This is a genomic window from Desulfurella sp., from assembly GCF_049977265.1.
Classification (GTDB): Bacteria; Campylobacterota_A; Desulfurellia; order Desulfurellales; family Desulfurellaceae; genus Desulfurella.
In genome coordinates, this window is record NZ_JBMFGQ010000025.1 from 1 (window position 1) to 25,489 (window position 25,489).

24 protein-coding genes are annotated in these 25,489 nt (G+C 31.5%); 14 read left to right on the forward strand and 10 right to left on the reverse strand.

The window, feature by feature from the left end:
* The first annotated feature begins 322 nt into the window (after positions 1–322).
* Positions 323–1,141: a sulfite exporter TauE/SafE family protein gene (locus tag ACP5FO_RS05880; protein ID WP_428109126.1), complete on the forward strand. Its 819-nt coding sequence runs from the start codon at positions 323–325 to the stop codon at positions 1,139–1,141.
* Complete coding sequence (locus ACP5FO_RS05885) at positions 1,138–1,467, forward strand: DUF1634 domain-containing protein (protein WP_428109120.1); 330 nt, start codon at positions 1,138–1,140, stop codon at positions 1,465–1,467. The genes ACP5FO_RS05880 and ACP5FO_RS05885 overlap by 4 nt, the downstream gene beginning before the upstream one ends.
* Here the strand turns inward: ACP5FO_RS05885 and xseA are convergent.
* Genes xseA through ACP5FO_RS05920 form a run of 7 tightly spaced genes read right to left on the reverse strand, consistent with a single transcriptional unit; the run spans position 1,464 to position 6,964 of the window.
* On the reverse strand, positions 1,464–2,789 hold the full coding sequence (xseA, locus tag ACP5FO_RS05890) for an exodeoxyribonuclease VII large subunit (protein WP_428109113.1): 1,326 nt from the start codon (positions 2,787–2,789) through the stop codon (positions 1,464–1,466). The genes ACP5FO_RS05885 and xseA overlap by 4 nt on opposite strands.
* Entirely contained in the window at positions 2,786–3,343 is a 558-nt protein-coding gene (ruvA, locus tag ACP5FO_RS05895; RefSeq protein ID WP_428109105.1) for a Holliday junction branch migration protein RuvA, read from the reverse strand. The genes xseA and ruvA overlap by 4 nt, the downstream gene beginning before the upstream one ends.
* The gene (locus tag ACP5FO_RS05900) at positions 3,344–4,459 is read right to left on the reverse strand and encodes a hypothetical protein (protein ID WP_428109101.1); all 1,116 of its coding nucleotides are present in this window, start codon (positions 4,457–4,459) and stop codon (positions 3,344–3,346) included. It abuts the gene before it with no gap.
* The gene (locus ACP5FO_RS05905; RefSeq protein WP_428109096.1) at positions 4,452–4,745 is read right to left on the reverse strand and encodes a hypothetical protein; all 294 of its coding nucleotides are present in this window, start codon (positions 4,743–4,745) and stop codon (positions 4,452–4,454) included. Before ACP5FO_RS05905 ends, ACP5FO_RS05900 begins: the two co-directional genes overlap by 8 nt.
* Positions 4,742–5,218 carry an HIT family protein gene (locus ACP5FO_RS05910; protein WP_428157173.1) on the reverse strand — a complete coding sequence of 159 codons (477 nt, stop codon included), beginning with the start codon at positions 5,216–5,218 and terminating at the stop codon, positions 4,742–4,744. Before ACP5FO_RS05910 ends, ACP5FO_RS05905 begins: the two co-directional genes overlap by 4 nt.
* Positions 5,218–6,516, reverse strand: a complete 1,299-nt coding sequence (locus ACP5FO_RS05915; RefSeq protein WP_428157174.1) for a phenylacetate--CoA ligase family protein — start codon at positions 6,514–6,516, stop codon at positions 5,218–5,220. Before ACP5FO_RS05915 ends, ACP5FO_RS05910 begins: the two co-directional genes overlap by 1 nt.
* A 13-nt stretch (positions 6,517–6,529) precedes the next feature.
* Entirely contained in the window at positions 6,530–6,964 is a 435-nt protein-coding gene (locus tag ACP5FO_RS05920) for an amino acid-binding protein (RefSeq protein WP_428109081.1), read from the reverse strand.
* Between the two features lie 136 nt (positions 6,965–7,100).
* Between ACP5FO_RS05920 and ACP5FO_RS05925 the strand changes: the two genes are divergently transcribed.
* The 12 genes from ACP5FO_RS05925 (at position 7,101) to ACP5FO_RS05980 (ending at position 20,686) form a co-directional block, all read left to right on the forward strand.
* A complete protein-coding gene (locus ACP5FO_RS05925; RefSeq protein ID WP_428157175.1) occupies positions 7,101–9,425 on the forward strand; it encodes a GNAT family N-acetyltransferase in 2,325 nt (774 codons plus the stop codon).
* A gap of 17 nt (positions 9,426–9,442) precedes the next feature.
* On the forward strand, positions 9,443–9,916 hold the full coding sequence (ispF, locus tag ACP5FO_RS05930; protein WP_428109071.1) for a 2-C-methyl-D-erythritol 2,4-cyclodiphosphate synthase: 474 nt from the start codon (positions 9,443–9,445) through the stop codon (positions 9,914–9,916).
* Positions 9,917–10,129, forward strand: coding sequence for a DUF2905 domain-containing protein (locus tag ACP5FO_RS05935; RefSeq protein WP_428109065.1), 213 nt, complete (start codon positions 9,917–9,919; stop codon positions 10,127–10,129).
* 10 nt (positions 10,130–10,139) lie between these two features.
* Positions 10,140–10,442, forward strand: a complete 303-nt coding sequence (yajC, locus tag ACP5FO_RS05940; RefSeq protein ID WP_428109062.1) for a preprotein translocase subunit YajC — start codon at positions 10,140–10,142, stop codon at positions 10,440–10,442.
* 16 nt (positions 10,443–10,458) lie between these two features.
* The gene (gene secD / locus ACP5FO_RS05945) at positions 10,459–12,051 is read left to right on the forward strand and encodes a protein translocase subunit SecD (RefSeq protein ID WP_428109059.1); all 1,593 of its coding nucleotides are present in this window, start codon (positions 10,459–10,461) and stop codon (positions 12,049–12,051) included.
* 9 nt (positions 12,052–12,060) lie between these two features.
* Entirely contained in the window at positions 12,061–13,023 is a 963-nt protein-coding gene (secF, locus tag ACP5FO_RS05950; protein WP_428109052.1) for a protein translocase subunit SecF, read from the forward strand.
* Positions 13,020–15,689, forward strand: coding sequence for a hypothetical protein (locus ACP5FO_RS05955; RefSeq protein WP_428157176.1), 2,670 nt, complete (start codon positions 13,020–13,022; stop codon positions 15,687–15,689). The genes secF and ACP5FO_RS05955 overlap by 4 nt, the downstream gene beginning before the upstream one ends.
* Positions 15,690–15,908: 219 nt before the next feature.
* On the forward strand, positions 15,909–17,162 hold the full coding sequence (locus tag ACP5FO_RS05960; RefSeq protein ID WP_428157181.1) for a glycoside hydrolase family 1 protein: 1,254 nt from the start codon (positions 15,909–15,911) through the stop codon (positions 17,160–17,162).
* Positions 17,155–17,865, forward strand: coding sequence for a PHP domain-containing protein (locus ACP5FO_RS05965; RefSeq protein WP_428109036.1), 711 nt, complete (start codon positions 17,155–17,157; stop codon positions 17,863–17,865). The genes ACP5FO_RS05960 and ACP5FO_RS05965 overlap by 8 nt, the downstream gene beginning before the upstream one ends.
* Before the next feature lie 12 nt (positions 17,866–17,877).
* Positions 17,878–19,002 (forward strand): ceramide glucosyltransferase, encoded by a 1,125-nt coding sequence (locus ACP5FO_RS05970; RefSeq protein WP_428157177.1) that lies wholly within the window; start codon positions 17,878–17,880, stop codon positions 19,000–19,002.
* 101 nt (positions 19,003–19,103) lie between these two features.
* Complete coding sequence (pstS, locus tag ACP5FO_RS05975) at positions 19,104–20,135, forward strand: phosphate ABC transporter substrate-binding protein PstS (RefSeq protein ID WP_428157178.1); 1,032 nt, start codon at positions 19,104–19,106, stop codon at positions 20,133–20,135.
* A gap of 230 nt (positions 20,136–20,365) precedes the next feature.
* A complete protein-coding gene (locus ACP5FO_RS05980; RefSeq protein WP_291494134.1) occupies positions 20,366–20,686 on the forward strand; it encodes a hypothetical protein in 321 nt (106 codons plus the stop codon).
* Positions 20,687–20,774: 88 nt separating this feature from the next.
* Here ACP5FO_RS05980 and ACP5FO_RS05985 read toward each other — a convergent pair whose 3' ends face one another.
* The 3 genes from ACP5FO_RS05985 to ACP5FO_RS05995 are packed head-to-tail and all read right to left on the reverse strand — an operon-like array spanning position 20,775 to position 25,099.
* Complete coding sequence (locus ACP5FO_RS05985; protein WP_428157179.1) at positions 20,775–21,947, reverse strand: MFS transporter; 1,173 nt, start codon at positions 21,945–21,947, stop codon at positions 20,775–20,777.
* A 6-nt stretch (positions 21,948–21,953) separates the two neighbouring features.
* Entirely contained in the window at positions 21,954–22,739 is a 786-nt protein-coding gene (gene fabG, locus ACP5FO_RS05990; protein ID WP_428157180.1) for a 3-oxoacyl-ACP reductase FabG, read from the reverse strand.
* Positions 22,736–25,099 carry a glycoside hydrolase family 15 protein gene (locus ACP5FO_RS05995; RefSeq protein ID WP_428109019.1) on the reverse strand — a complete coding sequence of 788 codons (2,364 nt, stop codon included), beginning with the start codon at positions 25,097–25,099 and terminating at the stop codon, positions 22,736–22,738. The genes fabG and ACP5FO_RS05995 overlap by 4 nt, the downstream gene beginning before the upstream one ends.
* Positions 25,100–25,489: the final 390 nt, after the last annotated feature.

The window sequence follows — 25,489 nt, forward strand, 5'->3', positions numbered from 1 at the left end:
CCCAAGACTAATTAAAGGACAGTCATAGCGCTTTTCTTTGGAATAGCCATAGGATGATTTTTGTTGAAAAGTGGTAAAGATGGGCTAATCGCTTTGCTCTTTAAATAAAGTGATTTATATGGTATTTAATTGTCAAACTTTTAATTTAAACAATATCATTTTTGATATTGTTTGATATCAATATTATTAAAACAACTGTTGTGTGTGATTTAAGGATTCTTTGTTTAGCCTATCTTTTCGGCTTTGACAAACTTGCTAAATTTTGATATAGATGAACGCATGGAAGATTTTGTTCTCCAGATGGTTGATAAAAAGAAATTTTATGTATGAAACTGTTTTTTTGCTATTAATAGGCATCTTAAGTGGTGTTTTTGGTGCGTTGCTTGGTATTGGTGGTGGAACATTTGTTGTGCCGCTACTTGTAATTTTTTTACATTTTCCTATTCACCAAGCAGTAGCAATTAGTTTAATTTCAATTATAGCTACTAGTAGTTCTGTTGCAAGCGCTAATGTATACAACAAAATTACTAATATGAAGCTGGGTATAACTTTGGAGCTTGCTACGACAATCGGAGCAATAGTTGGCAGTTTTATTGGATCACTTTTGCCTGGCAATGTTATTATGCTAATCTTTTCTTTTGTTATGGCATTTATAGCGTACTTTATGTATTACCACAAAGATGTTGGAGTTTCAGCCAATGCGGGGCAGTTAAAAAGTTTATATGCAAGCAGTTACTACGACTATGCGCTTAAAAAAAACATTGACTATGATGTTAAAAACTTGAGTGCAGGTATGACTATTAGTGCTTTTGCTGGTGCGTTTTCTGGTATGTTAGGTATTGGCGGTGGTGTACTAAAAGTGCCTGCCATGAATGCTTTTTGCAAAGTACCGATTAAGGTAGCAGCAGCAACAAGCAATTTTATGATAGGCGTTACAGCAGCTGCTGGTGCATTTATTTATTTTGGTAAAGGTTATGTTAAAAATCCTTTGTTTGTATCTTTGATAGTTATAGGCGTTGTTTTGGGGTCAAAGCTTTCTATGCCTATCATAAAATACCTCCCACCATCAAGAATAAAAAATATTTTTATACTATTTTTGGTTTATCTTGCAATAGAGATGTTTGTAAGAGGGATTAGATGAAGCTTGATATGAATAAACTAATTGCAAGAATATTGCAAATAGGCATTTCTTTAAGCATGATTTTATTTTGTGTGGCAATAATTGAAAGTTTTTTTTCAAAAAGTAATAGTCACGATGTGAGTTTTTTTGGCATACTAAAGGGTTTATATTTATTAGATGCATTTTCTACATTTTATGCTGGTATTGTTATTTTGATGTTAACGCCTGTTATAAGAGTATTATTTTTGGCTTTTGGCTACCTTATAGAAGGTGATTTGCGCTTTAGTTTAATGTCGGTTTTGGTCTTTATAATTTTAATTTTTAGTGTCTATTTTGGCATACACTAATTTTTTAATACAGTCGATTTAATTTCGCCATCAAAAACTTTTGTGTATATAGTGTCTTTATTTTTCACATCATCGATGCTTTTTACGATTTTGTGGTTTTTTGTGTATGTAATTGAAAAACCCCGTTTTAGAATATTTTGAGGGTTTAAAGCAATAATTTTATTTTCTAAATTTTCTATAGTAATTTTTTTTTGGAAAAGAAGCTTTTGCGTACTTGAAGCGAGTGAGTTTTGAAATCTTAACACAGCGTGTTTTTGTATATTTAGTTTATTAAAAGGATTTTGATTTTTGATTTTGTTTTCTAACTCAGTTAATTTTTTATTTTTATTAAAGAGTATGTTTTGTGTTTTGTGGTCTATATTAGTGCTTAAGTTATCCACTTTGAGTATTCTAATTTCTATATAATCTTTTATAAAATTTACGATCCTTTGAGACCATACTCCAGCCAATGTATATGCTTTTAAATTCAAAATTCTTTGTAAATTAGAAAAAACAGATTTTTTGAGCATTAAAACATGATTGAGCTGATCAAAGTAAGCTTTTGTTAAAAGCTCCGCTGCCGCAGATGGTGTTTCTGCTACTTTATCAGCAACAAGATCACATAACGTTTGATCTATTTGATGTCCAATCGCGCTTATGGTAGAGATTTTACAGTTTTTAAATGCCATTGCAATATCCAGGTCGTTAAATATCCAAAGGTCATCAACTGAACCACCTCCTCTTGTAAGAATGCAAACATCAAGTGATAATTGTGAATAATGTTCGTTGACAAATTCAATGGCTTCTAATATTTCTTTTTTGGCAGTTTCACCTTGAACCGTTACCGGGTATATCAGCAGTTCTAACCCTTGTGTGCGCCTCTTTAGAATATTTAAAATATCCCTTATCGCAGCGCCTTGCGGGCTTGTTATAATTATTATTTTTTTTGGAAAGAAAGGCATTGGCTTTTTATTGTCAAGATAACCGTTTTCCAATAAAAACTTTCTGTCTTCTTCTAGTTTTTTGTATTTTAAACCGTCACCCATACTTTGAATATAAGAAATAATTAAATGGTAGTCTCCATAGGGTTCATAAACGTTTAAACGCCCTATGGCTATAACTTTTTGACCATCAAGGAGTTGTTTTTTGATATTTTCAGTAATGTGTGATTTAAAGATTACGCATTTTAGTGTGCTTTTTGAGTCAATTAAGTTAAAATACATATGTTTTGAACCTGAAGATTTTAGGTTAGATATTTCGCCTTCTACATACACCTCAGAAAAATTCCACTCAAGTAAATCTTTTATTTGCTTTGTTAATTCTGATACACTTAATGGCTTCATTGTTTTAGATTTTTAAGCGTTTCTTTTAGCAAATTAGCCATATCCAAATCCGGCTTTTGATGGTATATTTTGTCTAAGATAGGGAAAGCTTGTTCTTTTGAGAATCCTAAATTATTGGTTAACACATCTAAAACCTCAATAAGTTTTTCATCACTCGCAAGCACTTTATCTGACATCTCCAGAATGATTGTACTAGCTGTTTTTTTGCCTACACCCGGGACGTTTAAAAGTTGCTCAGTTTTTTTGTTTGCGATTACATACTTTAGCTCTTGTGGTGAAAACTTTGATAGAATAGATATGGCGGTACGAGTGCCAATTTTTGAAATTTTCCTAAGTTCATTAAACAAGTATTTTTCTTCTTCACTTAAAAAACCATACAGCCTAAAGCCATTTTCACTAACTACAAGCTCAACGAAAAGCTTTATTTTTTGATTTAACTCTATACCTAAATAAGTCAAAACACTAACCGTGATACTAAAATGTATACCAGCTATGTTTAAAACCACAAAACCATTTTTTTTTACTACAATTTTTCCTTCTAAAGCATAAAACATCTATAACTCCAATTTTGCACTATCCCAGCTTCTGCATTTTGGACATTTCCAAAAAAACAGATGTGTAGAATAACCACAAGCCTTACATGTATATTTAACGTTATTTTGCAATTTAGAGGCTAACAACTCAAATCTTTTATCACTAGATTGTTTTGCTAAGCATTTAATGCTCAACTTAACAACATTTTGCGGGTAATAATTGTTATTTAACATAATACGCAATACAGATAAAGCTTTTTTGTCTTTTTCTAGCTTCAAAAGGTATAGCGCACTAAAGTATAGGATGTAATAAGATCGCGGGTTATAAACAAGGACTTGTTTTATAAAATAATGTAAATCGTTTTTATCTTTTATATTGTCGAGAACTAAGTTAAAAAATTCATTTTTAACCTTAATGGCATCAAGCCAAAGCTGAAAGGCTTTTTTTTTATTTTGGTTATTGTAGTGCAATATACCTAAATTAAGCATAGCATCAAAACAGTTTTTGTCTTCATTTAATGCCTGCGAAAAAAACTCATAAGCTGTCTGAAAATTATTATTACTTGATTCTTTTAATGCTTTTTTACCAAGCTCGCAATAAATATGAGCGGTAATTTTTTTATTTTCACCGAATCTTTTTTGCCATTCAAGGGCACTTTCCCAATCTTTTGAATCCTCATAAACTTCTTCCAAAAGTTTTTTTATAACTTGATTTTTTGGATCAAAAGATAGAGCGTTTTTGAATGTTTCTTTTGCTCTATCGTAGAGTCCAGCTTTTTTATAATCTATACCAATATCTACATACACTTCAATTTCTTTTTCTCTATCAAGTTTCCTTGCGAGTAAACCTTTGTGAATAATTAAAGCTCTATTGATTTCTCCTTTTTTTCTGAAAAGATTGCCAATGCTTATGTATACATCTACAAGATCTGGTTCTAGCTCTATAGCATTTGTTAGCTCTTCTATTGCTTTATCAGTTTTGTCTTCTATAATGTAGTTAATACCTTTTAAGTATAGGGCAATTTTGTGTTTTTCGGTTTTTATTTTATGTCCTTTTAGAATATAATACACTGCTACTGCTATAATTATTACAGCGCTAATAAGCGCTATCTGGTTAGATTTGAGAAGTTCAATCATCTTGTTTTAGCGTAAGCTTTCTTAAAGAAAGCACCTCATTTTTCAATTCTTTTACCTGTTTTTTGTATTCTTTTATTTTATTTGTATAACTTATGTCATCTATAATAGATACAACTTGATTCGCTATTAAGCCTAACAGGAAAAATACGCCTACAATAAGCCATATTGGACATACAATATGCAAATTGATTATACTTAGATCCACTTCTTTATTTTGATTGTAAATTCCGATTAAAAATGTGAAAATAGCAAAAATCAACATGATTAATATTTTAAAAAATTTCAAATAAGCTCCTTTATTTTGTTGTATGTTTGGCGTAAACTTTCTGATATAACTTTTGTATCACAAACTGTACCCATGAAGTTCGTATCGCCTACCCATCTTGGCACAATATGAAAGTGAATATGATCTTCTATGCCTGCGCCTGCAGCCTCACCAATGTTCATACCAATGTTCATACCATTTGGTTTAAATGCAATTTCTAAATAATTACAAAACATTCGCACTGTAGAAAAAAAATCGACACTTTCTTTTTCTTCTAATAGTTTAATGTGGTTTATGTGTCTGTTTGTGACAACCATAATGTGTCCAGGATTATAAGGATAAATATTCATTATTACAAAGCAGTATTGACTTCTAAAAAGCACAAAATTTTCTTCATCTTTTTTTTCGTTGAAAGCTTTGCAAAAAACGCATTCATTCGTTTTTTTATCACTTAGTATATATGCCATTCTCCATGGTGCCCAGATGGTATTCATTAGTATAGACTCCTTTTGTCAATAACACGTTTTGCTTTACCCTCGCTACGCTCTAAACTGTATGGTTCCACCAGTTTTACGTCCAACTCCAGGCCCAGTAGTGTCTTTAATTCGTGTTTGATTTTTTCAAGCATCAATCTTTGTTGTTTCATTTCATCAAAGAAAATATTTTCTGTAACTTCTACAAGCAATGTAGCCTTATCTAAAGCCTCTTCTTTTTCTAAAATTATCTGGTAAATACTCATAACACCTTCTATGTTAAATAACGCTTCTTCGATCTGTGTTGGGAATACATTTACTCCCCGTATGATAATCATATCATCGCTTCTGCCAATTGGCTTTGACATTCTAGACATACTGCGACCACATGAGCATTTTGATTTATTTAGTTTTGTTATATCCCTTGTTCTATACCTTATAATGGGTAAAGCCTCTTTTGTAAGTGTAGTTAGAACTAATTCTCCGTATTCGCCGTCTTTTACTGGAAGCAATGTTTTAGGATCAACGATTTCTGCATAAAAATGATCCTCAAAAATATGCATACCGTTTTGATATATACACTCTGCGCTTACTCCAGGCCCCATTACTTCGCTCAAGCCATAATTATCGTAAGCCTTAATGTGCATGGCACCTTCAATTTTTTTTCGCAATTGTTCACTCCATGGTTCTGCGCCAAACAGACCAATCTTCAAACTAACGTTATTTATATCAACCCCTTCTTTTTTTAAAGTTTCTGCAATATGTAGTGCGTAGCTTGGTGTACATACAAGGACAGTAGGTTTTAAATCCATAATTAGTTGAATTTGCCTTTTTGTATTGCCACTTGAAACAGGTATTACTGTTGCGCCTAATTTTTCAAGACCATAATGCAAACCAAAACCACCCGTAAATAAACCGTAACCAAATGCTATATGGACGATATCGTCACTGCCTACTCCTGCACAAGCAGCTAACCTTGCTACTAAATTACTCCATGTGTCAAGGTCTCTTTTTGTATAACCTACAATTGTAGATTTGCCTGTTGTGCCGCTTGACGCATGTATTCTAGCGAGTGATTTTACGTTTAATGCAAATAAACCATATGGATAATTTTGCCTAAAATCTTCTTTTGTTGTAAATGGCAGTTTTGCTATATCATCTAAACTTTTTATATCATGAGGCTTTATTTTTACTTGGTCAAGTTTAGTTTTATAAGCTTTAACATTTTCATAAGCATACGTTATAGTTTTTTGCAATCTTTCTAGTTGTAACTCTTCAATTTGGCTTCTGCTTAGCAATTCAAATTCAGGTTGGAACATACGTTGGCTCCTTTTAATTTTGTGTAAAGTAATTTTGGTCTAAAAAATTAATTTTGCTTTTCAATTTTTCGTAAGCTTCTTCAATATTCTCAAATTTTAACAATATAACGGCGTGATTGTCTTTTGCATTTACAAAAGTATAAACGTACTCAATATTTAAATCAGCCTCGTTTATAATTTCAAGCAAATACATTAAACCACCAGGCTTATCTTCCATTAAAGCCGCAAGAATTTGATTTTTTTTAACAATAAAATGTTCTTTTTTTAAAGTCTCATATGCTTCATTGGGTTTATCCACGCAAAATCTTAAAATCCCAAAATCATTTGTGTCAGCTAAATTTAAAGCCCTTATATTTATATTGTTTTCTTTTAAAATTTTTGTTACATTAAAAAAGCGTCCCTTTTTGTTTTCTATAAAAACGGAAATTTGAGTTATCTTATAATCCATTAATCACCTCCAAATCTATAAACATTATAGTTTTATCTTGCGGATTTATCAAGTAAAACCTTTTGTTGCTAATTAATTGACAAATAAAAATAAATATGTATTAATATTATTGTAATATTTGTAATAAACTAAAGTTATGAAAAAGCTGATTTTGAAAGATGGTTCGTTATGTATTATAAGAAAAGTCAAGTTAAGTGAAAAAGAAAAAATTAGAGAATTATTCTCTCAAGCTTCACCTGAAAGTCGCTACTATAGATTTTTTGGCGCAACAAACAAAATTGATGATAAAGTATTAGATGCAATGATTAGAAACGATACTTTCAATGTTTCTTTGATTTGTATTGTTAAAGATAAAATTGTCGGTATTGCAAACTACAGTGCAACACCTGATTTGCAAAGTGCTGAAGTTAGTTTTTTGATTCAGGATGATTTTCAAGGCAAAGGCATTGGTACACTTTTCTTAGAGGAATTAGCAAAATATGCGTGGCTTAGGGGTATTAGAGACTTAGAGGCTATTGTGTTAGCCGACAATTACAACATGATTGGCGTATTTAAAAATAGTGGTTTTGAGCTTGTTCACGAAAAACCTGATCCATCTATTGTTCATTTAAAATTACCACTTGTAAAATTTGACAAAGTCACAAGTTTACATTTGCTCAGAGAAAAATTGGCCACTCAGGCTTCTTTAAAAAGTGCTTTTTACCCAAATAAAATTGTTTTTATTGGTAATGATTGCTTATTGTGGCATAATATTTTTCAAACAAGAAGCGACGCACAAATACTATCGCCAAATAGCAATATCGTTAAAGAAGTACAAGAAGCAAAGCCGGATTTGTTGATTATAGATATTGTTGATTGTAAAAATTTAACATATTTTTTAGCTGTAGATTCGATAAAAGTTTTAATCATTACTACAAAACTTAATGAGCCGATTAAATCACAAGTTATTGCTTTAATTAAAAAGCAGGGCATCCGCTTGATTGGCCCATACTCAACAGGTCTTTTTTATAATATGCCAAACGCTAAACTTAATATAAGCAAAATCAGGTTGCCAAAATCCAGTCATTTAGCCATTGCTACGCATTCTAACTTACTTGGTATTAATTTAGTTTACTCTTTTAATTATATTGGCATCGGGGTAGGCTGTTTTGTGAGCGTGGGTGATAAGTCTGATGTGTCGGGCAATGATTTGTTGTATCTTTGGCAAGATGATGAGCATGTTGAAATAATTGTTTTATACCTTGACTCCTTTGGTGACCCTACCGTTTTTTCAATGCTGGCAAGAAAAATTTCAAAACAAAAACCTATTTTTGCAGTAAAGGCAGGAAAAACTCCACTTTCTTTGTCTATTTCAAGGCATGAAAGCTTATTCTTCTCAAATACAGATTTTACCGTAGATGGTTTGTTCAAACAAACTGGCATTATTAGAGCCGAAACATTAGAAGAGTTATTAGATGATGTTTTGCTTATGCATACTTTTGACAATTTGTCCACTTTGTCTTATGTTACACTTATATCTAACTCTAAAGGCGCAAATTTAATGGCAATTGACACGTTTGAAGCAAATAATTTATTACTTGAAAGCATTGTTTATATAGAGGAAGAGGATAGTATAGTAGATTCTTATAAAAAAAACTTGCTTGAAATTTTAACGAGTTCTAAAAGTGATTATATAGTTATAATATTTGCTCCCACTCAAGAAGTTAGTTCTGAATATTTAGATGAATTTTTAAGCGAAATTTTGTTATCTGTAAATTCTGTTGAGCATAACAAAAATATAATAGTAAATTTGCTTTCGTTTTTACACTACAAGGATAGAGTATTTTCAAAAGAAAACTTAAAGAAAAAAATAGCCGTATATCCTTTTGTTGAGCGTTCTTTAAGGGCATTGGGAAAACTTGTGTGGTATGCAAATTACAAGCAAAAAACTCAGTTTTACGCTAGGGATTTGGAAAATTTCAACATTAAAGAGGCACGCAATTACATAAGAAATTTATTAAGTAACGCAAAAACATATCAGTTAACACAAAAAGAAGCTGGACTACTATTTAATACAATAGGTGTAAAGAAAACTTCTTTTGAAGTAGAAGGTGTATACAATATTAGCATAGGTTTGGCATACGACAAACTATTCGGGCCTGTTATTGGTATTTCCTATTACTTATATGAGATTAATATTGCATACAAGTCGCCAATTGTTAGAATTTTACCTTTGACGCTTTCTGATATTGAAGAAGTAATCGTTTTAATAGACAATAAAAACAAACTAGACGTAAAAACCAAACAAAACTTAAATGATTTTTTGATAAGACTGAGTGAAGCTTTTTTGCAAATACCAGAAATAAAGCAACTTGATTTACCCAATTTAATAGTTGCAAACGATGGCTTGTACTTTACTAAGGCCATTATTAAAGCAAATAAAGATGATACCCAGCCAAAGAGTTTTACTATTAACTTTTAATATGTTATAATAAAACTATGTTTAGGGTAGGTTTTGGTTATGATTTACATCAATTAAAAAAAGGCAGCAAACTCTTGATTGGTGGTGTTGAAATAGACAGTGAGTTTGGGGCTTTTTCTTTTTCAGATGGTGATTGTCTATTGCATGCGCTTGTTGATGCTATGCTTGGTGGCGCAGGACTTGGCGATATTGGAGAGTATTTTCCAGATACAGATGAACGCTTTAGAGATATAAATAGTAGCTTTTTTGTAACAGAAACGTTAGATTTAATCAATAAAAATGATTTTAAAATAGTAAATATGGATGCAACTATTTTGCTTGAAAGACCTAAACTCATGAATTATAAGCAGATTATAAAAAAGAATATAGCAAATTTGCTTAATATTAGCGAGTATTCGGTTAATATAAAGGCTAAAACAAATGAGAAAATTGGTGAAATTGGAGCAAGTTTAGCTATTGCATCTTATGTAGTTGTTTTGTTGGAGGGTTAAATGCAACCCATTGGGAAGTTTTTAATTTTTGCTGGAGCTCTACTTATTTTGTTCGGTTTGTTTTTGAGCTTTTCTTCAAAACTGCCTTTAGGGAGATTGCCTGGTGATATTATCATAAAAAAAGGTAATTTTGCTTTTTATTTTCCACTTGCAACTAGTATACTTTTAAGTATAATACTGACTGTGATTATGTATTTTTTGAATAAACGCTAAGGAGGATGTTATGCATTTTGTTTCATTAGCTTACGCAGCAGCTCAACCAGGGAGCCCAAATCCAATTCTGTCAACAGTAATACCATTTGCCATAATTATTGTTGTTTTTTACTTGTTTCTTATATTGCCACAGCAAAAGCAAAGAAAAAAACATAAAGAGTTTATAGAAAGTTTACAAAAAGGCGATACAGTGATAACTTCAAGCGGTATTTATGGCAAAATTAAAAATATAGGCGAAAAAGAATTCACTATTGAAATTGCAGAAAATGTTAGTATAAAGATTCTAAAAGACAATATAATTTCAAAAGCTTAAAAAGTGTGATTTAGTAATGAAGCAATCAGACTGGTTTAAACTCGTTTTAGTTATCGTTGTTTTTGTAATATTTGGCGCATATGCTGTGGATGCATTTTTACCACAACAGACACTTGAGAATCTGCCCAGTTTCATGCCTAAAAAAGTTATAAACTTAGGTCTTGACTTAAAAGGCGGTACGCACTTAACACTAGAAGTTGAAACGGATAAAGCAATTGCTGGTATTTTACAGCAAGCCTCAGAGAATCTCAAAAAACAGTTTGATAATGCTAAAATAGCTTATAATACCGTAGAAGTGAATGCAAAAAAAACCTCTATAGATGTTACTTTGATGGATCCAAACGATGCAAATAGAGCGTTGGATTTAATACAAAGCAACTTTGGTAATTTTGAAACAAAAACTGTCAATAGCTCTATAATAATGACACTTAAGCCCAAAATTGCTTTAAACATGCAAAAAGAAGCAGTTAGCCAGGCACTTGGTGTTATTAGAAACCGCATTGACCAGTTTGGTGTTGCTGAGCCAACCGTAGTAACAAGTGGTTCAAGAGATATCGTTGTTGAATTGCCAGGTATTTCTGATCCAGAGCGTGCAATTAAACTTATTGGCCAAACAGCAGTTTTAGAGTTACACTTAGTGGATGATTCGGTCAATGTAGAAAATGCCTTAAATGGTCAGTTGCCACCTGATGATGAGTTGCTCTATCAAGTAGTTAAAAACCCCACAACTGGCGAAATCACAAAAGTACCAATAGTAGTTAAAAAAGCAGCCGTTGTAACGGGTAGTATGATAAAAAAAGCTAATGTGAGCTTCAGCAGTCAAACAAATCAACCTGTTGTGTCATTTGATCTAAACTCTCAAGGCTCTCAAGCGTTTGCACAGTTTACTGCATCACATATTGGTAAAAGATTAGCAATTGTTCTTGATAATACAGTATATTCTGCTCCTGTTATCAGAGAACCTATTTTGAACGGGAGTGGTGAGATAAGCGGTGACTTTAGTGTTAGACAGGCGCATGATTTATCCATTGTGCTAAGAAGTGGCTCTTTACCAGCACCCGTAAAAGTCTTAGAAAAAACTGTAATAGGTCCTACACTTGGCAAAGATTCAATAAAAAGCGCAACGCTTGCAATAATTATTGGTAGTATTGCGGTATTTTTCTTTATGCTTTTATACTATAGATTGTTTGGATTATTGGCAGATTTTGCTTTGATGTTTAACTTGTTAATAATTTTGGGCACACTTGCGATGCTTGGCGCAACACTTACTTTGCCTGGCATTGCCGGTATGGCGCTTACTGTTGGTATGAGTGTTGATACAAACGTGCTTATTTTTGAGCGTATACGTGAAGAATTGTTTCATGGCCGCACACCAAAGGATGCAGTGGAACTTGGTTATGATAGGTCACTGATAACGATTATCGATACTCATATAACTACTCTGATAACGGCTTTCATTCTGTATCAATTTGGCAGTGAAACTATAAAAGGATTTGCCATAACTCTAGCAATAGGTCTTATTGCAAACATGTTTACGGCTATAACATTTACTAAAGTTGTATATGACTGGTTGTTTTCTAATAAAGCATTGAAAAAGTTGAGTATTTAGGAGTTAGTAATGTTGCATATTTTTAAACCTGATATAAAAGTAGATTTTGTATCAAAGTTTAAATGGGGAATTTATCTTTCCATTACTTTGATAGTTATAGGTTTGATTTCTTTGATTGTTAAAAATGGTTTTAAAGTGGGGATAGAATTTAAAGGCGGCACATCAATTATACTTCAAACAAAAAACAATTTAGGGACAGGTGAAGTTAGATCTTTGCTTGAAAAATCTAATTATTTTAAGCACATGGCTATAGAAAATTATGGTAACACAAATGGTCAATACCTTGTGGAGATACCCCTAAGCAATGTAAATAACGATGTACTTAACGCAGAAATGGCCAAATCTTTTGCAAAATATGGTCCAAAATCTTATCAAATTTTAAAAGTCAATGTTATCGGGCCAAAAATTGGCAAAGACTTCACAAGAAATGCTATTATAGCAGTGTTTTTGTCACTTATAGGCATACTGATATATATCGCAATCAGGTTTAGGTACAATTTTGCTGTAGCTTCAGTAGCATCTTTAGTTCATGATGTGCTAATAACTATGGGTCTTTTATCTTTGTTCAATTATGAAATTACACTGGATGTAATTGCTGCTTTGCTTACCATTGTGGGTTATTCTGTAAATGATACCGTTATTATATTTGATAGGATAAGAGAAAAATTAAGAAATAATCCTAAGCTTAGCAAAATTGATGCTATAAATACTGGTATTAGCGAAACATTAAGCCGAACCATAATAACGTCAAGTACTGTTATTGTGGTAACATTAATTTTGTTCTTGTTTGGCGGAAGCGTGCTTAGAGGTATGTCTTTTGCTTTGCTTGTAGGATTTATTACCGGTACATACTCGTCTATTTTTATTGCACCACCAGTTTTGTTTTTATTCAAGGGTCCATTGCTACCAGAAGCCAAAAAACAAGAAGTTGCATCTGAAGAAATGTTTAAACGCTCTTATAAAATTGAGTGATTAGTCTTGAAAATTTTTTAACTCTTTTTAAAAACAAACGCAAAGCACACAAAACGCTCCTGTATATAAATTCAAAACTAGGCGTTCTGGAGAGTTTTTATAATTGCATAGAAGAAATAGAAGATTCTTTAAGGATCTGTGCAGACCCAGATCAGGCATTTGATTTTTTCCAGAGGTTTCTGGAAAATACGACTGCTAAATCTACTTTATTTGAGATAATAAGAGTCTCTAAGTTTTATAGAAATTTGCTTTTTAATATATTTGCCCAAAGCAACAGTCTTTCTTTATTGTTAATTAACCACAGCGAATACTTTTACTGGCTTTTAGAAGATTTGGTATCCAATAAAACAAAACATATTTTCGTAGAAGAAATATCAAAACTTATAAGATCAAAGAAAACTCTGGATGAAAAAAAATACATATTAAGAGAATACAGAAAAAAGGAATATTTGCGTATTGCTTCAAAAGAAATTTCAAAAATTTGCAAATCTCAAGAAGTATATTTAGAGCTATCTGAGCTAGCTGATGCCTGTTTAGAAATAGCAATAGATATAGCTTTTAGCGAAAAAAAGCTTAAAGAAAAAAAGTTTTGTATAATAAGTATGGGAAAGCTAGGCGCAAGAGAGCTAAATTTTTCTAGCGATATAGACATAATGTTTGTTCATGATAATTTTGATTACGCTCAAGAATATAACAAAATTGCTCAATATATAATATCTATCATTTCTGATGTGCAGTTTGGAAGTTTTGTTTTTAGAGTGGATACGAGACTTCGCCCTTTTGGAAATAATTCTAGCTTATCATTGAGTGTTGATGAATATGAAAATTATTATTTTAGTTTTGGTCAGGTCTGGGAAAAGTTTGCCCTGACTAAAGCTAGATTTTCAGCTGGAGATAAAGATACCGCAAGTAGGTTTTTTTCAGTTATAAAACCTTTTATATATACTAAAAATATAGATATAAACTATATTGAAGAAGTGCGTTCAATGCGCTACAAAATCAAACATGAAAAATTATCCAATTATAAAAACAATCTTATAAATCCTTTGAAAATAAATGTTAAATTAGGACTTGGTGGTATTAGAGAAGTTGAGTTTATAGCTCAATATTTTCAACTTATATATGCTGGCAAGGATACTAGTTTACAAACCAGCTCAACGCTTGATGTTTTGGATACTTTATATAACAAAAAATACCTTAAACAAGCCAAAAAACTGAAAGCCTGTTATTTGTTTTTAAGATTAGTTGAACATAAAATACAGTTAAAAGATGAGAAGCAAACAGCAGATTTACCTTCAAATATAGAAGAGTTAGAAATTTTTGCTAAAAAATTTAATTTGAAAGCTGATGAATTTTTAAAAATATATTCTAAAATAACAGATTCGGTACATGAAATTTATAAATCAATTTTTTATGCGCACAATATACCTTTTTTTTCACCGATAGAAATTTTGGAAGATTTCTTTGAAGAGGAGTTTAGTGATTATAAACAGATAGCTATTCAACTAAGTGATATTGCAAGGAAATCAAAGTTTGCTAAAACAAGTCCAACATTTTTGACCAATGCGATAGATAAAACTTATCTTCATTTAAAAAATATACCAAAAAACTTAAACAGTAAACTTTTTTTAAATGTAATTTCAGGCTTTAACAGTATATTGCCTACCTATTACGATACTTTTTTTGGTAATGATTATATTTTTAATACTTTACTTTTAGCGTTTTCTATTGGATTACATCAAAAATTACAACAATATTCATTTTTAATAGATGAATTTTTTTATATAGACCAGCCTTTAGAAATAATACAGCTTTCAAAACAAGAAAAAGAAAGATTAGAGTTTAATTTGATTCTAAAACTTTTAAGCGGCAATTTAGATAAAAAAAATAAAAAAATTCTATCGGTTTTTGCACAAAAGTATATACAACACACAATAACAAAGTTGCAAATTAAAGATTTGATTGTTTTGGCATATGGCAAACTTGGTATTGAAGAGTTGTTTGTAAATAGTGATTTAGATTTGGTTTTTCTTGCAAAAACCGTTGATGATAAAAAAATTTATGAGGTTTCAAATCTCGTAAGGGAACTTAATAAAATTTATAGCGTTGATTTAAGATTAAGACCGTTTGGAGAAAAAGGCTTGATTGTTAGCGAGATTGATTATTTTAGAAGTTATCTGGCAAAATATGCTAAAGATTGGGAAAAGCTTGCCATTCAAAAAGCCAGAATAATTTATAGTGATATCGATTGTGATTTAACAGATTCAATTAATGAATTTGCTCGCTTTATTGATAAAAAAAGTATAAGAGAAATGAAAGAATTAATAGAAAAACATAAAGGTTTTGATATAAAAAATGAAAGAGGTGGTATAGTCGATATAGAATTTATTTTGCAATATTTATGCATTCAAAATAATTGTTTTGAGTTTGGAAAAAGCGTTGAAGAAATGATCGATAAAATTTCCTATATAAAAGAAGTTAGGTTTCTAAAAGCCGTCTATGTATATTTTACGAGGATACTTAATTTAACAAGACTCATACCAAACGATATAAAAGATAAACTCGTAGTTTTAAAGTTCTTATTAAAACAAGATAACTTAGAAATTAAAATCAAAAATCTTCAAAATAAAGTTAGCAAGATGTTTGATATGTATTTTAAAGAATAGTCTTCATCGACTTCTCTTCAAAAGTAACCAAGATTAAAGCAACTAGTTTTTTAAATCCTGCAAAAAAATAACAGGCTATTTGCTTATTTTTAGTGAAGAGAAATAGAACATCTTAAGATTAACAAAAGATTTGTTTTACACATTTTTTACCAAAATAAGAAGATTATTTAACAATTACTATGATATTTCAAAAAATGACAAAGAGGAGGTAGTATATATATTTTAGAAAATCCTAAAACATTTTTTTGGGGTGTTGCCACAAGCGCATTTCAATTAGAAGGTAGCCCATATGCAGATTGGCATCTTTTTGATAGCTTTTTTGAAGAAAAACCAGAAGCCGTAAATCATTATTCTATGTATGAGCAGGATTTATATTTAATAAAGAAGCTTGGTGTAAATGCATACAGGTTTTCAATTGAATGGAGCAGAGTTCAACCAAGTCAGGATATATTTAACGAAGCAAGTATTGCCCACTATCAGAAAATTATCGATGAATTGTTATCAAACAATATAGAACCTTTTGTTACAATACATCATTTTACGCATCCTGTATGGTTTATCAAAAACTATCCATGGCATAATGATAATAGCGTGGATAAATTTTGTTTTTATGTTGAGAAGTTGGTAAAAACCATAAAAAATGTAAAGTACTGGATTACATTTAATGAACCATATATTTTGCTGCTTGGTGGTTATTTGGACGGTTGTATGCCACCAAACATAAAAAATAAACAATTGGCTCAAAAAGCTTTAAAAAACATACTTTTATCTCATGCAAAAGTTTACGATATTATACATTCATATATTAATAAACCTTATGTAGGCATAGCTCATAACATGGCAGTTTTTAAACCATATAGAAAAAATAGATTTGATATGTTACTTACTAAAATCGCAAAACATTTTTATAATTTCTCAATAATTAACGCTTTTTTAAGTGGACATTTATCTATTAATTTACCTTTTTCAAAATCTTTTGAAATAGATTTACCCATAAAAGATAAGTTAGACTTTTTTGGAATAAACTATTACACACGAATTTTTCTAAAATTTAATCCATTTAATTTTAAAAATAAGTTTGTTGATATTATATACCAGAACAAAGAAGGTATAGGAATAACTGATATGGGCTGGGAAATTTATCCAAAAGGTATATTAAAGGTTTTAAAATATGCTTCAAAACTGAAAGTACCGCTTATAATAACAGAAAATGGTATTGCAACAAATAATGATTTTCAAAAAATTCAGTTCATAAGATCACATCTTGAAAAAATAAAAGAAGCAATTACTGATGGGATCAACATAAAAGGTTATTTTTACTGGTCTTTAATTGATAATTATGAATGGTTTGTAGGTTTAAATGCCAAATTTGGACTTTTTAGAGTTGATGAAAAAACGCTTAAAAGAAAACCAACACTATCTGCATCCTTTTATGCGTACATTGTCAAAAACTGGAGAATATTTGATGGATAATTGTAAAGAAGAAAGTCTTTTGTGCGATTTTCATATTCATACAAATTATTCAGACGGATCTCTTAATTTACGCAAAGTTGTAGACATTTATGGCCAGACAGGTCATGATATCATTGCAATTACAGATCACCTGGTAGATAAAACAAATCTTATGGGTATGGCTGCACATACAATCAATGCAAGCTTAAGCGAAGAAAACTTTGAAGAATATTTAGAAAACATAGTGTATGAATCAAAAAGGGCTCTGGATAAATACGATATGCTTGTTATGCCTGGTGTTGAAATAACAAAAAATCACATAAGTGCCGCTAAATCAGCGCATATTTTGCTTATTGATATTAAAAAATATATACCGCCAGAGTTAAGCTATAAAAAACTATTTTTAGAAGCAAAAAAACAAAATGCTTTAATAATAGCGGCTCATCCCTATCATGTTTTGGGTTTAGACAAAGAAACGCTTTATCTTTGGAATAATAGAAAATATTTTTCAAAGTATATTGATGCATGGGAAATTGGTTGCAACAAAGACTTGTTCAATGTGGTGAGCCTTGAATCGTACCCTTTTGTTGCAAATAGTGATTTTCATAAAACTTCACATATACACTCATGGCGCACGCTGCTTTATTGCAAAAAAGAAATTGAGTGTGTGAAAAAATGCATCAAAGATAATACAAAAGTTGCTATAAAATTTTTTAGAAAGTAAGGAGGTGTGAAAATGCTTTATGTAGTTTTGGTTTTGGTTGCTATTGGTTTTATTGCATATTTTATAGAAATTCTTGCACTTGCCTTTTTAGTTAAGCAAAAGCTATCATTTTCATTTACCGAAGGTGTTTCTATAATTAAACCACTAAAGGGAATTGATGATAATTTGTTTAGTAATCTTGAAAGCTTTTGTAGCCTGGATTACCCAAAATATGAGTTAATTTTTTGTTTATCATCGTGCACTGATCCTGCATATAAAATTGCAAAAAAAATCAAAGATAAGTACAAAGATTGTGATATTTCAATTGTAATAGATGATACCAGCGTAGGATTAAACCCAAAAATAAACAATATGTTTAAAGCTTATATGAACTCAAAGTATGATTTTGTAATCATAAGTGACAGCAACGTGATTGTAGATAAAAATTATATTCAACAAACGGCAAAATACTTAAAAAATAATGAAGTTAGTGTTGTTACAAATTTGGTTAGAGGAAAAGGAGCACTTACTTTTGGATCATTGCTTGAAAATCTTCAATTAAACACATTTGTAGTTTGTGGTATGGCTTTTTTGAATACAAAAACAAATATACCATGCGTAATTGGCAAATCCATTCTTTTTAGAAAAAAAGATTTAGAAGAATCTGGAGGATTCTGGCACTTAAAAGATTATTTAGCAGAAGATTTTATGATTGGAAAACTTGCAACTGATAAGAATAAAAAAGTAGCAATATCAAATTATTTTGTTGATAATGTAAATGAGTTTTGGGATACAAAAAAATTTTTAAACAGACACACTCGCTGGGCAAAGATGAGATATAAAATTGGCAGGTTTTATTATTTGAGTGAACTATTATCAAACCCTGTCTTTTTAGCCTTAGTTGGATTTATTATTTCTGGTTTTTCAAAAGATTTTTTATATTTATTTGTTGGTTCAGCTATCTTTAAAGCCATGCTTGATTATTATACAGGATACTTAGTTAGCTCTGATATAAAATCTATATATTATTTTTTTTCTCCAATAAAAGACATAATAATAGGTTTTATATGGTTTGTGCCATTTTTTAATACAAAAGTTTATTGGCGTGGTAAAAAATATCTAATGGGCAAAAACACACTCCTAATCGAATCAAAATAACACATTACAAATATTTAACATTATCTTGAAGATTATTTAACAAAAAAATTGCATAATAAAAAAAAGATGACAAAAAAGTCATTATTTTGTAGGAGGTGTTTATGCTTATACCACAAAGGTGGTTAAAACTGCTAATGCTTGCAGTATTTTTGGTTAGTTGTATTTTATTTGATGCAAAGGTATCGCAAGCAGGCTGGTCAATCAATGGAGCAGGCGCGACATTTCCCTACCCAGTTTATACTAAGTGGGCTTTTGATTTTGAAAAAGCTACTGGGAACAAAGTGAATTATCAAGGGGTAGGATCAGGTGCTGGCATTAAACAGGTAACGCAGGGAGTTGTTGCTTTTGGTGGAAGCGATATGTGTCTAAAAGCAGATGAATTAAAAGAAAAGAATCTATTACAATTCCCATCACTTGTAGGCGGAATTTTGGTTGTTGTAAACATACCAGGTATCAAGGATAACCAGCTTAGACTTTCAAATAATACCGTAGCCAAAATTTTTATGGGTGAGATTAAAAATTGGGATGATCCTTTAATTAAAAAGGATAACCCCCACTTAAAATTGCCAAATTTGCCAATAACCATTGTACACAGGGCAGATGGTTCTGGAACGAACTGGAATTTTACTTATTGGCTAAGCCAGGTTAGCAAAGAGTGGGATGAAAAAATTCATTACGGTTTATCTGTAAACTGGCCAGTAGGCGTAGGTGGCAAAGGTAACATGGGTGTAGCAAACTATGTAAAACAAATTTCTGGTGCAATTGGATATGTTGAATATGCATTCTGGTTACAAAACCGCCTAACAAGCGTAGTATTGCAAAATAAAGAAGACAAATGGGTAGAGCCAAGTGTAGCGGCATTTAAAGAGGCTGCAGCAAAAGCTAACTGGCAGGAAAAAAATGGTTTTTGTGAAGTATTGATAAATCAAGGTGGAGCAAAAACATGGCCAATAGTTTCTGGTACATTTGTGCTTGTCCCAAATACAAAAAAAGCAGAACAAAAACAGGCTGTAGAATTTTTTAAATGGGCTTTTGAACATGGCGACAAAGCAGCTGAAAGCCTAGGCTATATACCTCTGCCTAAATCTACAAAAAATTTAATACTTAAATATTTAAGTGGCAACGGCTATTAAAATAAAAAGGGGGCAACCCCTTTTTATTTACGTTACAGTCTCCTTGAATTCTTGAGAAATTCTACTTATAATTATCAAAGTAGCAGTTTAAGAAAATCTCATAAATTTGATGTGGTAGATAAATTTAGTTTATGTAGCTTTTGGTAAATTTTAATGGATTGATTATAATAGATGAAAATTAATTAGAATAAATGTTATACGGGATCTAAAATTAAAAAGGAGGTATAAAAATGGATAAATGGGTTTTGCAGATAATGAATCCAGAAAATTGGGAACATGTGCTTACAATGATTGAAAATAGCATAGACAGGCAAGATATAAAGGTTGTAGCTTTGGGTCCTGCAGTAGTACCTTTATTTGCACAGGGTAGTTTGAGATTGTCGATAGAAAAGTTTATTGGCAAGGGATTAAAACTTGAAATTTGTTCTGTAAGTATAAAAAAGGCTGGTTTAGAAAAAGCTCAGCCACCTGAAGGTGCTATCTTAAAGCCTGGGTTAATAGCAATATCAGATGATGTAAAAGATGGATATCTTTATTTTGCTATAGGCTAATCGGCTTAAAAAGCATACTTAATGTTACACTTAATATATAGCATTTAACAAGATTGAGAACCAAAAATAAGTAATTGTATAATTTTTGTTATGCTAATTTTTGCTTGGTTACTGGTTTGCGAGACAATTTTAATGCTAATATAAACAATGGTATTGCCCACAAAGCTGAAAATAAATAAATCTTTTCTAAAGGTAATATATTCTGGAGCGGTCCCAAACCAAAGGAACCAATTCCTTCACCAACCATTAGTGCAGCTACCATAAGACCTGCAACTTTTGTTTGTTGTTGAGGATAATTAATCAGCCCATAAGACATAGAAAACGGATAATATATACTACAAGCTGCGCCTGCAAATACAAAAGCTAAAACTAAAGCAAGCGCGCTATTTAATGCAGGCAATATTAAAAAACATAAACCTATAGAAATAGCACTTGCAAAATAGAAATATTTGTGAGGAACTAATCTTTTAGGTACTAAAGCTATTATAAATCTGAATACAGTCATTGAAGCCCAAAATAAAGATAGAGATAGTATACCATAATAAGCTTGCTGACCTTTGTTTATGCTTACATAAACATTTGCCCAACTACCAAAACTACCTTCGCAGATAGCATAAATTAAAACAGCTAACATAAATGGAATAATATTTAATCTTAAAGGAAGCTTATGAGAATTTTTAATTTGAGCCTGAGGTAGTGGTATAAAAAATACTAAAACGAAACCTATTAATAATATTATTGACCAGATACCCCATGAAAACAACGATTGTGCAAATCCCAAAATAATTGGCGACACTGCAGTAGCACCGCCAATTAGAGCATTTAAAATTGTAACAGCTTTTGTTTGCGTGTCTGGAAATAAAAAAGCTGCATAGTGATTTATTGCAGCTAATGTTAGACCAAATCCAATACCATAAAAAAGAGTTTCAAATAACAAAAACGGATATATTGAAGACGAATGAATAAAAGAAGCAATACTAAGTAAAATCATAGCAATGGTATTAAAAAAAATACCTATCCTAAAAACACCTTTACTTTTAAAATGATCTTGTAAAAATCCAGCGCTTAAAGCACTCAAAATAGCACCAACAATTTCTGGAAAATACAATAAGCCATAAATACTGCTACTAAGACTATATGGAGGGTCTCTTAGGATTTTTCCTAATGACGGCAAAAATACAAATGCAGCTCCAACAAGAAATCCACCACCATAAATAGCAATTATAGCTGACTTTTTTGTTGCAACAGTTTTTTCTAACATAAAAACTTATCCCCCATGCCTGAAATCAGGGTAAATAAGCATTCCACCATCAATGGGTATTGTAGTACCTGTAATATAGCTAGCCAAATCACTTGTTAAAAATACTACTAAATTTGCTACCTCTTCACTTTTGCCAACACGTTTCATTGGTATTTTATTTTCTAAGTCAGTTAACCCTAGAGGGTTTTTCCATACTTTCTCATTAATTGGAGTAGCTATTGCACCTGGTGCTACACTTATTACCCTGATATTATCATCGGCTACTTCCTGTGCCAGGGTTTTGGTAAGCATTGATAGTGCGCTTTTAGAACAACAATATGCACTATAACCTGACCATGGTATAAACTCGTGAACTGATGTAATTTGTATAATGACACCACTTTTTTGAGGTATCATAATTTTTAATGCTTCTTTTGCACAGTAATAAGGACCAAATAGATTTATTTTTATTACATTTTCCCATTCTGCAGGATCGCTATCTACACAATATACTCTTTTACCGTCTATACCTGCATTATTTACCAATATATCAAGTCCACCCATTTTTTCATTTATTTCTTTAAAAAGTTTTTCAACCTGAGTTATATCAGAAATATCAGCTTGAAAAATATCTACTTTGGTTTGTTCTTTCATGATATCGTTTGCTATATCCTGAGCTTCCTTTTCTTCCTTGTGGTAGTGTATAGCTACTTGTGCCCCGGCTTTTGCTAGGTATTTTGCAATTTGTGCACCCAGACCGGAACTTGAACCTGTAACTAAAGCTTTTTTGTTGGATAAATCTATAGGGATCATTTTTTGTCTCCTTTTATAGTTATTTTGTAATCTTCGTTTTGCCACTTATCTGAATCGTCATAATAAAAAGTAAATTCTATAGTTTCACCTTCTTTTAAATGTGAAACATTCAAATATCCTATATTTGCAAGTCCATAGTCTTTAGTTTTTACATCCTGCACATTTTGCCAGTTGTTTATCCCCCAATGAATTGTAACTTTTTTATCAAAAAAGAAATATATATCTTTGCCCTGGGGTAAGTATTTAAAACCATGATTTAGTTTCCAGATATAGTAGTCTAAAATTGGTTTTTTAGCTTTGTATCTTTTATATGTATTAATGGGTCTATCAACAGGATAGCCTTTGATAGTACTTAAGCATAATTTTATAAATTCTGCATGTGCCCAAACAAGTGGCATAGCAGATCCACTTGGTTTACCGGGATAGAGTTCTTTTTCTGGAATAGGATCACTATCCCATACTTGCTCAGGCAATAAACCACCTAATCCACACATATTTACCATTGTATTTATATACAACATAGGATTTTCACCATTCAATATGGCATAATGTCCTCTTTCTCCTACAAGCAATGGCCATCCCCTACCTATGCCACTACCATCAAACGCACTGCCATCACTATGTTCTCCGTAACCATCACCATTATACCTATGCCATACAGGACCACTTGGTGTATCAATTTTTAAAATTTTATCTATAGCTTTTATGCTTTCTGTGATATGGAAATCCTTTGGATCACGTAAACCGTACCTGCATAATTGTAAAAAATCGGTTGCAATTTGATCCATAGCTGGTAAATTTGGATCTTTTGTTCTATTTTTAATAAAAATATGTTCTGCTTTTGCACCCTGATGAACCATAACGTCCTTTGGTGCAATACGCATATAATAACCTTTAACATTAAGTTCTTTTGATAAATCTGTATTGTATGCAAATGTCCAGTCTTCCAAGCGCATATTCCAATAATCTGCAAGCATTAAAGCACATTTTTTTTCTTTATCATCTAAAAAAATAGATCCTTCTACTAAAGCCGCTATTGCAACTGCTAAAGTGAAAGTATTAATGCCTGCGTCTTCTTCCCAGCGATCTTGATCTGTTGAAGGACCAAACTTCACTATAAATGACAAAGCCTTTTTTACCATGTCTTTAACAGGTATATTGTTTAATTGATTGAGTTGATATAAGCTAGCAGCTAAAAGAACAGGAAATGCTGTTTCGTCCAATTGAATTCCTTGCCAAAAAGGTTGACCACCAAGCCAAAGATTTTGAAGCCAACAGCCATTTTTTTGTTGGGCAGCTATTAAATAGCACAGAACATTGCGTGCATCTTCATATAATTCTAATGCTACCAAAGCAGTAGTCGTTTCTGTTAAATCTCTGGACCAAACTAGATGGTATCCACCTTCACTTTGACTTGTTTCTCCCCAAGGGGTTGAAAGACTAGCAACTATGGCACCCGCATACGAGTGATCTTCGTGTACTTTGATAACATTTACAGATCTTTTAAACAATTTTTGCGCTTCTATAGGTAATGATTCTATAGATGTGTAATTGATACTTTTGTGCCATCCGCTCCACATTTCTATGTGATTTTTCCAAGCAACCTCAAAACCATCAACTAAAGAACTCCAAGCTAACATAGCGGCTGCTTCTTTTGAACTAGCCAGACCTAATGCCAATGTTCCTGATTGCGGCAATCCGCCTGATAAAACAACATCACCAGGCCACGTTTCGTTATAACTTACAGTCATTTTGTTGTTTCTTTTAAAGTCTTGCCATATATCTGTTTCTCCAAGATGCCCTACACTCAAATCACATAAAGCATCATTGCCTTTAGTATCTCTGCAAAGCAATGCCAAGCCAAATGGTTCCCTGTAAGCCCAAAGTACATTTCTTCCATTCCAATTACTCGCCCATGCTATGTTGTCAGCTTTGCCACCCAGCCTTGAATTAAGCATAACATAAGTTTTGAGGCTTTTATCACCAGATAAATTGAAATCTATGAGTAAAACATCTCTTTTTGAACCTGGACATATTTTTAGATCCATTTTAAAACGTTTGTGTTCGTGATGTACGATTAATGCAGGTATTTCATCTTTAATAAATTCTAGGGTATAATTGTGCATTTTTTTTAGTTCTACCCAAAAACCATTTTCATCTGATACAATAAATCCTATATCTTTTACTTGGCAAGTGTCTATGCGAGGGTAAAATACTTCCGTTATTATTCCATCTGATATTGTAAAATAAAACCTAGAAAGTCTAATTGTAGTGCTGACCAGGTCTTTTTTAGCATTTGCCCAGGTTGGATGAAAATACATTGGTTTTGGCGCTTTGCCTTTTTGTATTATTGTGATCATAAAACCTCCTGATTTTATAATTTATCCTTTTACCATTAAAACCTACTAAAAATTGCGTAAATTTATAATTCTTTGTCTGCAAAATAAACTAAGTTAATTTATGAGATTTTCTTAATTTGCAGATCAAAGAAGCCTATTATAAAGTAAAATTCAAAAAAACTTACTATAATGAACAAATATAGTAGAATTTTTCAGAAATTCAAGGAAGCTGATTTAGTAATAAATAAAGTGTTTCTTACATTGTTTTTTAATTTATATATAATATTTTGTGCATTCTTTTTTTAACAGCAAGCTCGCCTATTGTAGTAAGCAATTCACTTGATTTATCTAAAAAAGCTTTGGACATATCTAAATTGCCTTTTGCTTGGTAATACATAGCTAAGTATTTAT

What these genes read in the sequence shown, in the direction of transcription:
- ACP5FO_RS05880 (WP_428109126.1), top strand. Translation starts at nt 323, where the DNA reads ATGTATGAAACTGTTTTTTTGCTATTAATAGGCATCTTAAGTGGTGTT.
- ACP5FO_RS05885 (WP_428109120.1), top strand. Translation starts at nt 1,138, where the DNA reads ATGAAGCTTGATATGAATAAACTAATTGCAAGAATATTGCAAATAGGC.
- xseA (WP_428109113.1), bottom strand. Translation starts at nt 2,789, where the DNA reads ATGAAGCCATTAAGTGTATCAGAATTAACAAAGCAAATAAAAGATTTA.
- ruvA (WP_428109105.1), bottom strand. Translation starts at nt 3,343, where the DNA reads ATGTTTTATGCTTTAGAAGGAAAAATTGTAGTAAAAAAAAATGGTTTT.
- ACP5FO_RS05900 (WP_428109101.1), bottom strand. Translation starts at nt 4,459, where the DNA reads ATGATTGAACTTCTCAAATCTAACCAGATAGCGCTTATTAGCGCTGTA.
- ACP5FO_RS05910 (WP_428157173.1), bottom strand. Translation starts at nt 5,218, where the DNA reads ATGAATACCATCTGGGCACCATGGAGAATGGCATATATACTAAGTGAT.
- ACP5FO_RS05915 (WP_428157174.1), bottom strand. Translation starts at nt 6,516, where the DNA reads ATGTTCCAACCTGAATTTGAATTGCTAAGCAGAAGCCAAATTGAAGAG.
- ACP5FO_RS05920 (WP_428109081.1), bottom strand. Translation starts at nt 6,964, where the DNA reads ATGGATTATAAGATAACTCAAATTTCCGTTTTTATAGAAAACAAAAAG.
- ACP5FO_RS05925 (WP_428157175.1), top strand. Translation starts at nt 7,101, where the DNA reads ATGAAAAAGCTGATTTTGAAAGATGGTTCGTTATGTATTATAAGAAAA.
- ispF (WP_428109071.1), top strand. Translation starts at nt 9,443, where the DNA reads ATGTTTAGGGTAGGTTTTGGTTATGATTTACATCAATTAAAAAAAGGC.
- ACP5FO_RS05935 (WP_428109065.1), top strand. Translation starts at nt 9,917, where the DNA reads ATGCAACCCATTGGGAAGTTTTTAATTTTTGCTGGAGCTCTACTTATT.
- yajC (WP_428109062.1), top strand. Translation starts at nt 10,140, where the DNA reads ATGCATTTTGTTTCATTAGCTTACGCAGCAGCTCAACCAGGGAGCCCA.
- secD (WP_428109059.1), top strand. Translation starts at nt 10,459, where the DNA reads ATGAAGCAATCAGACTGGTTTAAACTCGTTTTAGTTATCGTTGTTTTT.
- secF (WP_428109052.1), top strand. Translation starts at nt 12,061, where the DNA reads ATGTTGCATATTTTTAAACCTGATATAAAAGTAGATTTTGTATCAAAG.
- ACP5FO_RS05965 (WP_428109036.1), top strand. Translation starts at nt 17,155, where the DNA reads ATGGATAATTGTAAAGAAGAAAGTCTTTTGTGCGATTTTCATATTCAT.
- ACP5FO_RS05970 (WP_428157177.1), top strand. Translation starts at nt 17,878, where the DNA reads ATGCTTTATGTAGTTTTGGTTTTGGTTGCTATTGGTTTTATTGCATAT.
- pstS (WP_428157178.1), top strand. Translation starts at nt 19,104, where the DNA reads ATGCTTATACCACAAAGGTGGTTAAAACTGCTAATGCTTGCAGTATTT.
- ACP5FO_RS05980 (WP_291494134.1), top strand. Translation starts at nt 20,366, where the DNA reads ATGGATAAATGGGTTTTGCAGATAATGAATCCAGAAAATTGGGAACAT.
- ACP5FO_RS05985 (WP_428157179.1), bottom strand. Translation starts at nt 21,947, where the DNA reads ATGTTAGAAAAAACTGTTGCAACAAAAAAGTCAGCTATAATTGCTATT.
- fabG (WP_428157180.1), bottom strand. Translation starts at nt 22,739, where the DNA reads ATGATCCCTATAGATTTATCCAACAAAAAAGCTTTAGTTACAGGTTCA.
- ACP5FO_RS05995 (WP_428109019.1), bottom strand. Translation starts at nt 25,099, where the DNA reads ATGATCACAATAATACAAAAAGGCAAAGCGCCAAAACCAATGTATTTT.